Annotated in this window: 15 protein-coding genes; 5 read left to right on the forward strand and 10 right to left on the reverse strand. The window is 41.4% G+C overall.

Annotated features, from left to right (window positions below):
* From tcdA to Q4575_RS11605, 7 genes are all read right to left on the reverse strand, one after another.
* The gene (tcdA, locus tag Q4575_RS11575) at nt 1–810 is read right to left on the reverse strand and encodes a tRNA cyclic N6-threonylcarbamoyladenosine(37) synthase TcdA (RefSeq protein ID WP_303523039.1); all 810 of its coding nucleotides are present in this window, start codon (nt 808–810) and stop codon (nt 1–3) included.
* Entirely contained in the window at nt 807–1,595 is a 789-nt protein-coding gene (locus Q4575_RS11580) for a TIGR01621 family pseudouridine synthase (RefSeq protein WP_303523040.1), read from the reverse strand. Before Q4575_RS11580 ends, tcdA begins: the two co-directional genes overlap by 4 nt.
* On the reverse strand, nt 1,595–2,368 hold the full coding sequence (kdsB, locus tag Q4575_RS11585; RefSeq protein ID WP_215962414.1) for a 3-deoxy-manno-octulosonate cytidylyltransferase: 774 nt from the start codon (nt 2,366–2,368) through the stop codon (nt 1,595–1,597). Before kdsB ends, Q4575_RS11580 begins: the two co-directional genes overlap by 1 nt.
* 78 nt (nt 2,369–2,446) lie before the next feature.
* On the reverse strand, nt 2,447–2,641 hold the full coding sequence (locus tag Q4575_RS11590) for a Trm112 family protein (RefSeq protein ID WP_215962413.1): 195 nt from the start codon (nt 2,639–2,641) through the stop codon (nt 2,447–2,449).
* Nucleotides 2,642–2,643: 2 nt separating this feature from the next.
* A complete protein-coding gene (lpxK, locus tag Q4575_RS11595) occupies nt 2,644–3,666 on the reverse strand; it encodes a tetraacyldisaccharide 4'-kinase (RefSeq protein WP_303523041.1) in 1,023 nt (340 codons plus the stop codon).
* On the reverse strand, nt 3,666–5,408 hold the full coding sequence (gene msbA, locus Q4575_RS11600) for a lipid A export permease/ATP-binding protein MsbA (protein ID WP_215962411.1): 1,743 nt from the start codon (nt 5,406–5,408) through the stop codon (nt 3,666–3,668). Before msbA ends, lpxK begins: the two co-directional genes overlap by 1 nt.
* 42 nt (nt 5,409–5,450) lie before the next feature.
* Entirely contained in the window at nt 5,451–8,114 is a 2,664-nt protein-coding gene (locus Q4575_RS11605; RefSeq protein WP_303523042.1) for a ComEC/Rec2 family competence protein, read from the reverse strand.
* A 132-nt stretch (nt 8,115–8,246) separates the two neighbouring features.
* Between Q4575_RS11605 and Q4575_RS11610 the strand changes: the two genes are divergently transcribed.
* Nucleotides 8,247–8,774 (forward strand): DUF2062 domain-containing protein, encoded by a 528-nt coding sequence (locus tag Q4575_RS11610; protein ID WP_303523043.1) that lies wholly within the window; start codon nt 8,247–8,249, stop codon nt 8,772–8,774.
* 112 nt (nt 8,775–8,886) lie between these two features.
* Nucleotides 8,887–9,921 carry a dihydroorotase gene (gene pyrC, locus Q4575_RS11615; protein ID WP_215962408.1) on the forward strand — a complete coding sequence of 345 codons (1,035 nt, stop codon included), beginning with the start codon at nt 8,887–8,889 and terminating at the stop codon, nt 9,919–9,921.
* A 156-nt stretch (nt 9,922–10,077) separates the two neighbouring features.
* Here the strand turns inward: pyrC and Q4575_RS11620 are convergent, their stop codons facing one another.
* From Q4575_RS11620 to Q4575_RS11630, 3 genes are read right to left on the reverse strand one after another with little or no spacing between them, the layout of a single operon-like run.
* On the reverse strand, nt 10,078–11,325 hold the full coding sequence (locus Q4575_RS11620) for a lipoprotein-releasing ABC transporter permease subunit (RefSeq protein WP_303523088.1): 1,248 nt from the start codon (nt 11,323–11,325) through the stop codon (nt 10,078–10,080).
* Nucleotides 11,325–12,065, reverse strand: coding sequence for a lipoprotein-releasing ABC transporter ATP-binding protein LolD (lolD, locus tag Q4575_RS11625; RefSeq protein WP_215962406.1), 741 nt, complete (start codon nt 12,063–12,065; stop codon nt 11,325–11,327). The genes Q4575_RS11620 and lolD overlap by 1 nt, the downstream gene beginning before the upstream one ends.
* Complete coding sequence (locus tag Q4575_RS11630; protein ID WP_303523044.1) at nt 12,058–13,317, reverse strand: lipoprotein-releasing ABC transporter permease subunit; 1,260 nt, start codon at nt 13,315–13,317, stop codon at nt 12,058–12,060. Before Q4575_RS11630 ends, lolD begins: the two co-directional genes overlap by 8 nt.
* Nucleotides 13,318–13,413: 96 nt before the next feature.
* Here Q4575_RS11630 and Q4575_RS11635 point away from each other — a divergent pair, with 96 nt between their 5' ends.
* From Q4575_RS11635 to Q4575_RS11645, 3 genes are read left to right on the forward strand one after another with little or no spacing between them, the layout of a single operon-like run.
* Nucleotides 13,414–14,019, forward strand: a complete 606-nt coding sequence (locus tag Q4575_RS11635; protein ID WP_215962404.1) for a PilZ domain-containing protein — start codon at nt 13,414–13,416, stop codon at nt 14,017–14,019.
* A complete protein-coding gene (locus Q4575_RS11640; RefSeq protein ID WP_303523045.1) occupies nt 14,020–15,054 on the forward strand; it encodes an agmatine deiminase family protein in 1,035 nt (344 codons plus the stop codon).
* Nucleotides 15,047–15,943 carry a carbon-nitrogen hydrolase gene (locus Q4575_RS11645; protein ID WP_272179776.1) on the forward strand — a complete coding sequence of 299 codons (897 nt, stop codon included), beginning with the start codon at nt 15,047–15,049 and terminating at the stop codon, nt 15,941–15,943. Before Q4575_RS11640 ends, Q4575_RS11645 begins: the two co-directional genes overlap by 8 nt.
* Nucleotides 15,944–15,953 lie beyond the last annotated feature (10 nt).

The raw sequence follows: 15,953 nt of genomic DNA on the forward strand, positions 1-15,953 counted from the left end.
TTACTCTTCCAGTTCCCTTGTCTTTTTACTGAGGTAATTTTGAATTGCCTTTGAGGCGGCAAAAAAGCCAAATGACCCCGTGACCATAGTAATCGCGCCAAAACCTGAATTACAATCTAAACGTGTACTGCCCTCTGCCGATGCTTTTGCTTGGCAAACTGAACCGTCAAGTTGCGGATAGCGTAACTGTTCAGTTGAATACACGCAGTCAACTGCAAATTTACGCTTGGTATTTTTTGAAAAATTAAAGTCCCGTCGCAATAAATTACGCACTTTAGATAATAACGGATCGTGTGTTGTTTTTGCCAAGTCACCATATTCAATGGCACTTGGGTCGATTTGGCCTCCAGCGCCACCTGTGACAATGATAGGCAGTTTATTGCGTTTACAATGGGCAATCATGGCAGTTTTGGCATTGATGCTGTCTATAGCGTCGATGACGAGATCAAATTTTACATTGTCTTTTTGACCAAAAATTTCAGCTAAATTATCCGCAGTGACAAAATCTTCTATGCAGGTCACGTCACAATCTGGATTAATTGCCTTGATACGATCTGCCATAACGTCAACTTTGGCTTTACCTATCGTATCTTGCATGGCATGAATTTGACGATTGGTATTGGTTGTACATATATCGTCTAAGTCAATGAGCGTAATTTTCCCTATGCCACTGCGGGCAAGCCCTTCTGCAACCCAAGTACCCACACCTCCGATACCCACAACACAAAAGTGAGCCTGTTGTATCCACTGAGCTTGTTGTATTCCATATAGACGCGCAATGCCGCCAAATCGGGTTTCGTAATTACTCATATTTTATTTTCAATTTGATTTTGTTTTAGAACAGATCCACCACTTCCAGTCGCCACATTTGTGGGTTTCTGAAACGATTTTGATTTGGGCCATTTAAGATCAAACCCTGAAGTTAAAGCAGTTAATACCGTTTGCGGCATCGTCAAAAAATACTCACCAGTAGAAGGCATTTGAGTTAGTTCTACCGGTGTACCTTGGTAGTCAAATCTAAGCGAAAAAGCGTGTAAATACCCTCTCTCAGCCTCTGCACCGCTATATAGAGTATCGCCTAAAACTGGCGCACCAATTGACTTTAATGCGACTCGTATCTGATGTGTTTTGCCTGATTCTGGTTTAATTAAAAACCAGCGAATAGCACGACTTTGGGTTTCATCCCCCCAGGAAAAAAATTTAGTAACCGCAGGGTTTAATGTCGTTTTCAGCAACTTCCAGGCACTATTTCGAGATTTAGCCATATCTCCGATGACAGAACCTTGCTTCTTTTTAGGTTTATGACCGGAACAGGCTAAATAGAGTTTTTCAATTTGGTTTTGCTCAAAGGCTTGCTGAAACCACTGGGCGGCCGTTTTAGTTCTCGCTACGATAACCAGCCCACTGGTGAGTTTATCGAGTCGGTGCACGGGAAATAATACTTCGTTGCATTGGGTTTTTAATCGATTAAAAAAGCCATTGCCGGTATCCCCTTCATCGTGAAAGTTAACGTTGTGAGGTTTTACCGCTACATAAAAATCGTCGTGGCTGTAAACCACGTCAATTGTATTGAGGTGTTCATTTGAAGTTTGCATTATAGTGCTTTTAAACTCGCAACTAAGCGGCGTACTTGTTCTAAATCTTCAGCTGTATCCACGCCCGCTGGCGGTGGCTCAACCGCTGGGGCGACATGAATTTTTTCACCGTGATATAAAACTCTAAGCTGTTCTAACGACTCAATTTGTTCTAATGCTGTTGGTTGCCAACTCACATATTGTTTTATAAAACCCGCGCGATAGGCATAAATACCAATATGACGTAAATAGGGGTAGTCACTGATTGCCATTGTATTGTCACGGTCAAATGGAATTGCAGAGCGAGAGAAATACATTGCAAGTCCCTGTTCGTCGGTAACCACTTTAACGACATTTGGGTTGTTAAGCTCAGCTACTGAACAAATCGGTTCCGCCAATGTTGCCATTTTTACTAACTCGGCATCAAGTGCTGCTAGGTTGTTGGCAAGTTGACTGATGTTCACAGATGGGATCATCGGCTCGTCCCCCTGAACATTGATTACAATCGTTTGCTCATCAAAACCATATTTTTCGACAACTTCAGCTAACCGCTCGGTTCCTGAGTCGTGATCTTTGCGGGTTAAACACACTTCACCACCAAATTGCTCAACTACTGTTTTGACTCTTTCATCATCCGTCGCCACAATTATTCTATCGGCGCCACTTGCCACGGCACGCTCATGAACCCACTGCACCATAGGTTTACCCCCTATGTCAGCTAATGGCTTTCCGGGTAAACGAGACGAGTCGTATCGTGCTGGGATCACAACAACAAATTTTGCTTTGGTAGACATAGGTTTCCTTATCTAGCCGCAGTAATAAACCTTACGTATTGTGCAAACAAGACCGCGACAGAAATGAGATTGATTGGTTTATTTTAACGCTTCTATTTCTTCGATGGTGAGTTGACGCGCTTCGCCTTCTAACATCACCGGGATATCATCTTTAATTGGATAAGCAATTCTGTCGAGTTTACAGATCAATTCGTTTTGTTGCTTTTGGTAATTCAACGTTGATTTACAAATCGGGCAAGCCAAAATGTCTAATAATTTAATATCAAATGCCATTGTTATTTCCTGCTTGTATTGCGGTTGTCGTTTTTAACACTGCCGCATTTATTGACAATTATGTGTTTAATTTTTTGTTCTAATGTATCTGAAATTTTCGCGTCGATTGGTAGCACATACCAATTAGGTTGCGCAAATTCGCGACATTTAACAGCGTCTTTTTCCGTCATTAAAATGATGTCTTCTGAACCAAACTTAGCAAAATCAGCAATACTGAATGCATGATGGTCGTCAAACCAACTGGTACTCAATGTATTAATCCCTAATTCCTTGCACGTTTGTTCAAAACGTTGCGGATTGCCTATACCACTTACCAGATGCACTCCATTTGAGAAGTCTTCGATATCTACAGTGCTATCTTGAGTAATATGAACAATGCCACCAGCAATTTGTTGGTAGTCACCGTTTGAGCTAAATCCGCTGTTTTCAACGATAAGGTCTACTGAGTTTAGTCGAGTTTTGGGCTCTCGCAGTGGCCCTACTGGCAACATCCAGCCATTACCAAATTGACGTTGGCCGTCAACAATGACAATTTCAACGTCACGGGCCATTTGGTAATGCTGAAGTCCGTCGTCTGAGATCACAATGTCACAACTAAATTGCTGCGTTAAATAGGCAACGGCTTCAGAACGAACTGGGCTAATGACAACCGGCACCTTGGTTCGCAGTGCCATTAACTTTGGTTCATCACCTGAATAGTCAACTTGCATCTGAGGGTTAACACTACGGGGAAATGGCATTGTAGGATCGGATTTAGCACCGTACCCACGACTCACTATTCCGGGTGTGTAGCCCATACTGTGTAATAGTTTAACTAGGTAAATTACAAAAGGTGTTTTACCTGTACCACCAACGGATATATTACCAACGACAATAACCGGTATATCGGCTCGAACTTGTGCTAACACGCCAAGTTTAAATAACCCGAGTCGTATTTTATAAATGACGTAAAAGACCACCATAAATGGCAACAATACATAAACTTTTAATGACTTGTTGTACCAGCCTTGTTCTATCCAACGCACTACGCTGAGCCTTCACTGAACTGCAGTTGATACAACGCAGCATATGCCCCGTTTTGTGCTAATAATTCGGCATGTTTGCCCTGCTCTAATATACGACCTTGGTCCATTACCACAATTTTATCGGCGTTTTCGATGGTCGATAAACGGTGGGCAATTACAATATTGGTTCGGTCTTTCATTAGTGTATTTAACGCATCTTGAATGGCACGTTCTGACTCTGTATCTAAGGCTGAGGTCGCTTCATCCATAATAAATATTGGTGCATTACGCAATAATGCGCGGGCAATCGCAATTCGTTGTCTCTGACCACCCGATAATGCACTGCCGTTTTCACCGATCATAAAATCTAAGCCTTCAGCTTTACTCGATGCAAATTCCATAACATGCGCCAATTTCGCTGCGTTTTCTATTTCAGCACGTGAGACTTCTTTTAAGCCATAGGCAATGTTATTGGCTATTGTGTCGTTAAATAACACTACGTGCTGTGACATTAATGCAATGTGGGAACGAAGGTTATTTAATTCCAAATCTTCAAGATCAACCCCATCAAGACTTATAACCCCAGCACCTGGAGAGTAATAGCGTGGAATAAAATTTGATATCGTCGTTTTGCCAGAGCCTGAACGACCTACAAATGCCACAGTGGAACCGGCTTCTATTTCTAAATTAAGGTTTTCTATGACATTAGTGTCGGTTCCTGAATATGCAAAACCAACATTGTTAAAAGTTATTTGGCCAGACACTTTTTCTAATACTTTTGTGCCGTTATTAGGTTCTGCGTTTAAATCAAGTATTTCAAAAACACTTTGCGCCGCTGTTAAGCCACGTTGAAACTCGGAATTCACATTGGTTAGTTGCTTTAACGGGCGAAGTAACGTCATCATCGATGTGATAACAACGGTAAAGGTACCAGGTGAAAGACTGCTTAACATGTCTGGCTGGGCGGCAAGATACAATACCGAGGCTAACGCAAACGAGGCAATGATTTGAATGCTCGACACGCTCAACGATTTAGTTGCAACCATTTTCATTCGTTGCTGACGATTATTGTTATTAACGTTTTTAAACTCTTCCGTCTCTTTTTCTTGACCACCAAACGCGAGAATTACCTTATGTCCAGATACCATTTGTTCTGATTGGCGCGTTACATTTCCCATGGCTTGTTGAATGCGTTTTGAAATGACCCTAAAGCGTTTTGTCACTAAACTGACGACCACAGCCACAATTGGCACCAATACAAAAATCGCTATGCTTAATTGCCACGAATGGTAAAACATGATCCCCAATAGCGCGATTACATAAGCCCCTTCGCGGACCAATACCATTAGAGCTTTACTTGCCGCATTTTCTATTTGTTCGGTGTCGTAAGTGATCTTTGAAATCAAGCTGCCTGTCGATGTTTGGTCATGATAACTCACCGGCAAGTTCATTATCTTTTCGTATAATTCTTGGCGTAGCGACATAACAACATTTGAGCCGACCCAGCCTAGACCGTAAGTCGCCATAAAATTGGTTAATCCACGGAGTATAAATACAATGATCACAAATAACGGGGCGTAGGCCAACACATCGCTGCTTTTGCCCGTGATCCCTTCGTCGATGAAAGTTTGTATCTGAGAAATAAATAACGCGTCGATGGCAGCATTGCCGACCATACCTATGATGGCAATACTAAAAACGAGTTTAAATGGTTTGACGTAGCTGAATAAACGCTTAAACGTACTGGTATACTTTTCTGCCAAAAGTTTGTCCGTTAACTAATTAATTTAAACTAAAAGTGGATTCTATCTTATTTGGTCGTGAATGCTAAAAGGATTTTGTCTTTTCCAGTATGGACTCCACATATTCAACTGAAAATTAACATGACCAAAGCTTAACGTTTGTTTTTGTAAAGTAATAACAATCTCCCCTAAATGACTTGTTGAATACTGCTCTATGCCAAGTTCTGCAATACGATTTAAGACGTCTGGGTGCGGAAAGTTAAATCGATTATTGGGTCCTGCACTATGAATAACAAGCTTAGGTGCGACTAATCGTAAAAATAATGTGCTAGAGCCAAACTTACTGCCATGGTGAGACGACATAACAATATCGCTATTTAAGTTTACCTTTTTAGCCAAATGCATCTCACTAAGGGCTTTCTCAACATTTAAGTCGATATCACCTGTTAATAACAGCGACTTACCTGAACTTTGATCTTTTATCTTTATGACGCAGGACAAAGCATTGTCAGTATAGTTGGCTATCCCATTAGCTAACGTGTGGTCTTTTTCGATAGCGGCGCTGTTAGTTTCGGGTTCAATATGGGCAGCTTTTGTTAAAATCGCGCTGGTTGGCCACAACAAGGTCAGTTCGAATCCAGACTGAGAATAGGTATGTTGTAAGGACGCTAATTGTTTACAGCCATTCAAATGCTGTTTAATGATTAGTGTATCAAGTACGGACAAATCACCACGGTGATCAGTATCACTATGGGAGACAACAACAAGGTCCAATGTATCAATTAACAGATTGTCTAACATTGGCTTAACCGCATGACGTGTCGCACTCGAACCTGACTGAAACACGGGACCGAGATCATAAAGCATGTTTGTTTGATTGTTGGAAATTAAAACACTAGTTCCCTGTCCGACATCAAAAATACGTATTGTTGTCGTTTTGTTAAAAACCTTCGTTGTAACAAAACTGTGCAATGGGATAAACACGCAAGCACATAGAACCCCTATTACATGAAACCAGCGCCGACGAAAAAAAACGGATATCGAATGACACCACACAAGTAAAATGAGTATGACCAATACAGGCCAGGCAAAATATTCCGGCAGAATAACCCAGATATCATTATAAGGAATAAAATCTAACACCATCCATAACCGGTCAAATATTGCATCGACAATTTGGTAGATCCAATTCCCCTTTGAGCCGCTAATTAACTCAACAATTGTCCCTACAAATATCGCAGGTACGATGACAAGACTAAATAAAGGAATGACTATAATGTTATTAATTAACCCAAGAAATGGTATCCCTTGCATCCAATAAATGACAACGGGCAACATACCTAGTGTTAACGCCACCTGTAAAATAAAAAGCCGCTGCAAATTTAGTATCACGTTATTTGCTATCGAAATTATTCTCTGTTTATTACGTGAAAATGACAAAACAAAAGGCATAACGACAATTTTCAAAGCGGTGTGTTTGTTAATTTTGTTTATCAAAGCTCCTTTATTGCAAACAACATGACTGACCGCTTTGCCACCACAGCCCCTTGCATTTTCTTCTTGTTCATCCTCTTGTTTATTCGCTTGTTCATCCTCTTGTTTAACTACCTCATCAAATGTCTGCTCGGATGAATTTGGCCACAGACGGATGATCAAAAATAAGCTGCATACGGCTGACACACTTAACCACCAAGCCGGTTTTACCATATTGGTTGGATCAATCACCAAACTCGCTACCATGACTATGCCTATAAGGTTAAATGCCTGCAAATACAAACGGCAGTGCAACAAACTTAACCCAAACGTTAATAGTAAAGTGGCTCTGGTGGCTGAAACGGGGAAGTCTAAAATGGCTAGATACCACCAAATAAGCAATACACTTACAAAATGGCAAAACTTCATCGAACAAAACATCGGTAAAACGCGTGACAGTTGCCTACAAATTATAATCATCAAGCCCATTAAAATACCGATATGCAGGCCAGATATTGCGAACAAATGGCTAATTCCCCAATTACGAAGTTGCTTAAAATCCTCTTGTTCAAATAAAGACTTATCCGCGACGACCAATGCCAATATAAACTTGCCGTATTGATATTGACTTAACACCTGCTTCAACTTGCCTAACGCAGTTTGACTCGACTGGTCGCTGATGGCTGTTTGTGTAAAGTCTTGTTTGTAACTTCCCGTGGCCAATACCCTATGACCAAATAGCCATTGGGTATAATTAAAGCCAAACCGATTTTCATAGCCTGTAATTTGGCTCAGTTTAGCGGTTAATCGTAAAGTGTCGTTTAAATCAATCCTATCAATGGTTTTTAAATGACTTGTGGTAAACAGTACTTTTACTTTTTTATAACCCCAAAAAGAGGATATAGGCTTGTTATTAACTTTGGTTAACCCTAAATAAACCACATCGCCATAAGGTTTTGCCAAGCGATTTAGAACAACCCCTTCAATTTGATATGTCTGTTTACCTAAATGCGGTCGCCAGTCGTTATAGTAATAATTGCCATACAATTGGGGCACTGAAAACCCTAAAATTAGAAACATCAAATGCAAACATCGACGTCGTGATTGCGGTGACAATAAGGTGCTCAACCAACAGACAATTAGCATTGCAACAGCTAACAATAAAACAATAGCCAATACGATAAACGGCAAGACAATGGGACTGTTTATTCCTAGCCAATGACCAAACAGGTAATACACAATATTTGCTAACAAAATGCCCTTCCTTGGATTTTTGTCATAATTCGTTAATTACAATTAATAAAAATTGATGTACCTTACGCACACAAATTAAATATAGATTGTGTTTCCAACACTTAGGTACAGATCTCATCTGATTACAAAGTTATGCCTAGAAAATTTATAAAAAAATACTTACCAGATCCCCATTCGATCAAAAAGAATCGTGCCGTCAATATGTTTGGCTCCCTTTTACACGATGCTAATTTGTGGCACTTAAACCGAAAATCAGCCCGCGGCGCATTTGCCGTTGGATTATTTAACGCCTTTGTTCCTATTCCATTTCAAATGTGGTTATCCGCTGTTGGCGCAATTGTCTTTAAGGTAAATTTACCTTTGTCTGTAGCCCTTGTATGGATAAGTAACCCGCTGACGATGCCGCCGATGTTTTATGGTTGTTATTTAGTGGGAGAAATGATCTTAGGCGATACAGGTTACGAATTTGCGTTTGAACCAAGTTGGGACTGGTTGGTGCAGAGTTTATCCACCATTGGCCCCACCTTTATTTTTGGTTGTTTTATTGTCTCATCGGTAAGTGCCATAATTGGCTACTTTGGGATCAACTGGTTATGGCGCTATTCCGTTGCCAAAGCATGGCGTTTACGCCAAGAAGAACGCGCTAATCGAACCAAATAATCTGGTTTAGAATCAATACGTCGGTTTGATTAACCACATTAAACCGACTTTGCTGTATAATTGAGAAATTCTGATCGCTCAATAAGTCAAAGTAACTTCGTTAGGACTCCCTATGACCACCATTACAATTCAAAAACCAGACGACTGGCACCTTCATTTTCGCGATGGCGACATCTTAAAAGAAACCGTAGCTGCAACAGCTCGTTGTTTCCAGCGTGCCATCGTAATGCCTAATTTGGTGCCACCTGTGACCAATGCCTCTGATATTAATGCGTACCGCGAACGTATTCTTGCTGCCCGTCCTGCTGGCAGTCAATTTGAACCGCTCATGGTGTTATATCTAACCAATCAAACAACTCAACAAGATATTGCCGATGCTAAGGCCGCTGGGGCCGTCGCGGCAAAACTGTATCCTGCTGGTGCAACAACAAATTCAGATGCCGCAGTAAGTGCTTTAGACGCATTATTTCCGATATTTGAAGAGATGCAAAAACAAGGTATGTTGTTGCTGATCCACGGTGAAGTTACCGACAACCACATTGATATTTTTGACCGTGAAAAAGAGTTTATCGACCAACATTTAACTCGTATTGTCGCGGCATTTCCTGAACTAAAAATTGTATTTGAACATATCACTACAAAAGACGCCGCAGAGTTTGTTATTGCCGCCGGTGACAATGTCGCCGCTACAATTACCCCGCAACATTTACTACTTAATAGAAACGATTTATTAGTGGGTGGTGTTAAACCGCATAACTATTGTTTACCTGTCTTAAAACGTAACATTCATCAACAGGCTTTACGTGCCGTTGTTGCCTCTGGTAACAGTAAGTTTTTCCTAGGAACAGATTCTGCGCCTCATGAAAAACGAGCAAAAGAAAATGCCTGTGGTTGTGCCGGTTGTTATAGCGCTTGGAGTGCGATTGAGCTGTATACTCACGTATTTGACGAACTTGGTGCACTGGACAAACTAGAAGGTTTTGCCTCGCACTACGGCGCCGATTTTTATGGTCTTCCACGTAATACCGATACGATAACGCTTGAAAAACAAGACTGGACTATTCCTGAGCAAATTATCCTACCAAATGGCGAGCCAATCGTTCCATTTTTTGCAGGACAAACCTGTAGCTGGCAAATAAAGGGTTAGTGCGGAAATACAGCGTATAAGCAAGCTTAGTTTGAAAACTGCCAAGCTAGAAATCCAAAAAGCGCGATGAATAACTCATCGCGCTTTTTTGTATTGCAACCCGCTAAAAGCATAAACAAAGTAGAATTGCTTTCTACGTAGGAGCAAGTTTCATAACTATGATTGTAGCAGTTCAATGGTTTGTAATTTACCAGCTTGTTTAGACGGGTAAATCGTCGCAAGATAGGCAACGACTATTGCCGTTAGTGCAACAATAAGCACTTGGTTAATCATGATCTCGCTTGGGATATAGTTAATAAAATACACATCACCATCCAGCGCACTAAACCCAAATAAGTATTCAACTACGCTGAAGATCTCTGGTAGGTAGGCGGCAATGACGACACCAAACAACACCCCCCACAAAACTCCTTTCCCCGCCGTTAATAAGCCCATTAAAGTAAATATACGGATCACAACGACGTCGGTTAATCCCATCGTTTTTAAAATCCCAATATCGGAGTATTTTTCTTGAACCGCCATGGTCAACGACGACACAATATTAAAACATGCCACCGCCATCACTAAGACCATAACTAAGTACATAATGTCTTTGACCAAAACGATGTCATTGTAAACATGGCCATTGGCTCTAAACCAATCGAGAACGTAAACATAGTCAAATAATTTACTGCCAATTTCGTTTGCCACAACTCGGGCTTGAAACGGGTCGACTAAAGCAACTTTAACGCCTTCCGCATGTTGCGGTTCCCATCCAAATAAATTCTGTAGTGTTGAGAGACTTACATATACTTGACCATAATCCAGTTGCCCACCAACTTGGTAAATGCCTTCCACATTAAGTCTTAAATACTGCGGCGCACTAAAGCCGCCCTGTTCGTTAATACTAGGGATAAGCAACTCTATATTGTCATTTAACGAGATACCCAACCGTTCTGCTAAACCTTTGCCTAAAACCACGCCATCAGATGTTAGCCATTGGCCAGTCACGATCATCTGCGGTAATTTAGACACTTGTTGTTCCAACTCAGGGTCTACAGCGTGCAGGACAACCGCGTCTAATCGTTGCTGTTTTTGCAACATCGCGTTTACTTTTATATAAGGGCCGCCGGCTTTAAATTGAGCATGTTGGCTAGCTCGGTCTAACGTGTCTTGCCAATTGTCGAGTTTCCCGGATACCGCTTCGAACTCAGCGTCTGGGATCACGGACAATAGGGTATTTTTTAATTCTCGTTCAAAACCATTCATTATCGACAACCCGATAATGAGTGCGGCGACACCTAATGCAATACCCACCCGCGACGCACGATTAATAAACCGAATGTATCGATTCTCAAATGACGCATTATAAAAACGCTTGGCAAAGGTAAAGGCCAATACCCAATTTGACTGATAATTCTTCATCACACGATAACGCCGTCGTCGAGTTGGATAATTCGGTCAAACCGCTCGGCAAGTAACAAGTCGTGGGTTACCACAACTAAGGTAGTATTGCTTTGTTGATTAAGTTTTAAAAACAAATCAAAAACGTGCTCGGCATTTTTTTTATCCAAATTGCCCGTTGGCTCATCAGCTAAGACTAATGACGGATTGTTCACAAGTGCCCGCGCAATCGCGACACGTTGACGCTCACCACCGGACATTTGTGAGGGGTTATGACTTAACCTATGCCCTAAACCAACATCCTCTAATAAAACTTTAGCTTTCTCCAATGCCACTTTTCTCACAACCCCACTAATTAACAGTGGCATTGCAACATTTTCAAGTGCACTAAATTCTGTTAACAAGTGATGGAACTGGTAGATGAATCCCATATTTTGGTTTCTAAATTGGGCTTTTTTATCATCGGATAATTGAGTGACATCAACGTTATTAATAAAGAGTTGACCTTCGGTTGGTTCATCTAGCATACCCATTAAATGCAATAAGGTGCTTTTACCCGAGCCCGATTGTCCTAAGATGGCCACTTGTTCGCCCTGCGCTATAGTTAAGTCCACCCCTTTTAGTACTTCAGTTACCAACTTAGCCTGACGGCCAGTGCCTTCACTATAAGACTTTTTCAAATTGGTGCAGTTAACAATAGGTTGACTGGTTTGGTGTACTTTTTTGTGATCAGTCACCTGATCTATCGTAGTATCATTCATAACGCAAAACATCCGCTGGTTTTAAAGAGGCCGCCTTTTTGGCAGGGTAAATACTTGCCAATAAAGCCAAGACAACAGCAAAAAGCAAAATAACGCAGACCTTAAAAGGATTTATTTCAATGGGCAGTCCCATGCCAGGGACCCCTAATAAATTGATGCCCGCGATGGACGTCAATGTATTTAAATTTGCAGTTAACAACGTGCCTAACACACCACCAATTGTTGCACCTAAGACGCCATTAAAAGCACCTTGTAAGGTAAATATCCGGGCTATTGTCGCGTTTTTCATGCCCTGGGTCTTTAAAATAGCTATCTCGCCCTGCTTCTTCGTCACCATCATCACTAATGACGAAACGATATTAAATGCGGCGACAGCAATGATCAGGCTCAACATAAACCACATCATGTTCTTTTCCATTTTCACCGCATCGAATAATTTGCCATGGGTCTTATGCCAATTCTCAACCGAATATTGTTCTGCGGGTAATTGAGAAGTTAATTGCTGACTTACATTCTGTGCAATAAATGGGTCATTGAGTACCAATCGAATGGCTTCGTAATCGGTTTTAGGCTTTCGCATTAAACGATTTAAATCTTCTGAACGCGATAATATCAATTGCTGGTCAATTTCGCTTTCTGTTTCAAATATCCCCACTACAGTGAATTTTCGCTGCGCAGGCATCCGGCCTAAAGGCGTATAATGACTTGCGCCACTGACAATAATCCGAACTTGATCACCAATTCCTAGTCCAAATTCCATTGCCAAATACCGGCCGATAACGATGCCAAATCTTTTATCTAATAAATTCTGCCAGTCGCCCTGAACAATAAAGTTTTTTATCGCCACCGGGATATGTTGTGTGTCTTGAATGCCCTGCACTATCATGCCTTTTAAATCAGCTGGCATTTGCACTATGGCTTGGCTTTGAACCAAAGGTAAGGTTTGAATAACATGGTCATTTAACCCCAACGAGTCAATAGTTTGGTTAATATGAGTAAGAAAATCGTTTTGATTATTAACTTGATTGGCCTCGTGCTGTTTGGCCGTAATGGTGATGTGTGGCACCGCACCAAGCATACGTTGTTTTAATAAACCTTCAAAACCATCCATAACCGACACCACAATGATCAGTGCCATTACGCCTAAGGCAATTCCTAAAGTGGAAAATAATGAGATAAAACCAATGAACTTTCCGCCTTGAGAGGCTTTAGCGTAACGGCTTGCTATGTATAAACTAATAGGTATTTGCATGTAAGATTTTGAAACTTTTAAAAGAAAGAGATGAAGCTTGAGTCAGGGTTCGATAATATGTGTTTCAAATTCAAAGTACAAGTTAGAAGATGGGCTATGACGGATCAAGATTTACAGCTATTTAATGAATATTTTCAGTTGGAACATCGAGTTAATGTCAATATTACACTAGGTGGCGATTGGTCCACTCTCCCTTCTGATGAAGCATTTGACCGTTCAATCCCGGTGCCTTATAAAATTGCTTCTGAAATGAAAGGCATGGAACAAACCATGTTACGTCCGCTCCGGCAGTTAGGGGACGTTATCGAGCCCCTTGCAAACTATCTCAAGGCCCAATCTCGTAAAATCGACTTGATGATGAGTTACATATTGCAATCTGAGGATGAAACTGGTGATCAGTACACTACATTTAGCTATGGTGGCGGTGGTTTTACTTTTTACACCGACAAACCATGGCAAATTGATCAATGGTTTACCTGCAAATTATTTTTTGATGATGAAGCCACTGCGGTTTTTTGTTTATCTAAGTTAGTCAGCTGTGAAGACAAATCAGAAGAAGATGAAGTAAAATACCTCAATACAATGGTATTTCGGAAAATTCGAGAGGAAGACAGAGAAAGCATAGTACGAGCTTCTTTGCACCAACAGTCGAAACAATTATTGAAAAAAACTCAATCTAAGTCGTTAAATCAGGATACGTAAATGACCTATAAGCTACCCGCTGAGTGGCACGAACAATCAGCAATTCAACTCACTTGGCCTCATGCCAAAACCGATTGGCAACCTTGGTTAGCAGAAATCGAATCGACATATGTTGACATCGTAAACGCAATCACCCAATTTCAACCTGTGGTAATAGCTTGCCATGATATTTCAGTTGAACAAGCGGTTAACGATCGGCTTTCCAGCCTCGGTGCTTCCAAAATGGTCAAAACCTTTATTGCGCCGTGCAATGATACTTGGGCAAGGGATCATGGGCCTATTACCTTAGTAAATGAGGCAGGTGAAACTAAAGTCCTCGACTTTACCTTTAATGCTTGGGGTGCAAAGTACGACGCTAACCTAGATGACCAAATTAATCTGCATTTAATTCAGCAACCGTTTGTCAATTTGCAGCAATATCAAAATGTCGACTTTGTATTAGAAGGCGGCAGTATTGAGTCTGACGGCAGAGGGTCATTATTAACGACCGAAATTTGTTTATTAAATAAAAACCGCAATGATCAATTGTCAAAACAACAAATTGAAGATGCGCTAAAAGAAGTATTCCATATAGAGAAAGTGATTTGGTTATCACAGGGACACTTACCAGGTGACGACACCGACGCTCATATAGACACGTTGGCAAGATTTACGCCCAAGGGCATCACTTATGTCACCTGCGATGATCCAACGGCAGACGCCTATTCGGCACTAAAAACGATGGAACAAGAACTCAAAGATGCTACCGATGCACAGGGAAAGTCGTATACTTTGTTTCCTCTGCCCTCACCTAAGCCAATCTATAACGATGAAGGTGAACCGCTTCCAGCAACCTACGCCAACTTTTTAATCATTAACGGTGCTGTCCTTGTCCCGACTTATGGTGACAATCAAGATCAAGTTGCTATGGACGTCATACAAAGTGCGTTTCCTGAACATAAAATCATTGCCATCAATTGCCGTACCGTCATCGAACAATATGGCAGCCTTCACTGTTTAACCATGCAATTGCCAAAGGGGTTAATTCATGTCTAATAAAACCAAACATTTGTCAGTTGCGGCTATTCAATTAAATAATACTGCAGATATTGACCACAATGTTGACGCGACCGTTAACGCTGTTAAACAAGCGGCTGAGCAAGGAGCGCAATTAGTCGTTTTACAAGAGTTACATAGGTCGCTGTATTTTTGCCAAGTAGAAGATACCGATCACTTTGACTTAGCTGAGTCTATTCCCGGCCCATCTACCACTCTGTATGGCAAGCTTGCGGCAGAGCTCGGTATTGTCATTGTCACATCGTTATTTGAAAAACGAGCTGCGGGTCTTTACCACAATACCGCAGTCGTCATCGAATCAGACGGTTCTATCGCGGGTAAATATCGTAAAATGCATATCCCTGACGATCCCGGTTTTTACGAAAAATTCTATTTCACCCCGGGTGATTTAGGATTTGAACCTATTCAAACGTCTGTGGGTAAACTCGGTGTTTTAGTTTGCTGGGATCAATGGTTTCCAGAAGCCGCTCGTTTAATGGCATTAGCCGGTGCTGATGTGTTAATTTATCCCACGGCCATCGGCTGGGATCCGCGTGACGATAACGCTGAACAACAACGCCAACTTGATGCTTGGATGATTTCCCAACGCGCCCATGCGGTTGCCAATGGTATTCCAGTGATATCCTGTAATCGAGTCGGCCATGAATCAGATCCAAGTGACCAAAGTGAAGGAATCCAATTTTGGGGCAACAGCTTTATTACTGGGCCTCAAGGTGAGTTACTGGCCCACGCGCCAAGCGATGATACAAGTACGTTAGCGGTTGAATTAGATTTAAGCCACAGCGAACAAGTAAGGCGTATTTGGCCTTATTTAAGAGACCGCCGAATCGACCATTATCAAGATTTACTTAAGTTGTACCGAGATTAACACTCATTGG

It is taken from the genome of Psychrosphaera sp. 1_MG-2023 (genome assembly GCF_030548245.1).
GTDB lineage: Bacteria > Pseudomonadota > Gammaproteobacteria > Enterobacterales > Alteromonadaceae > Psychrosphaera > Psychrosphaera algicola.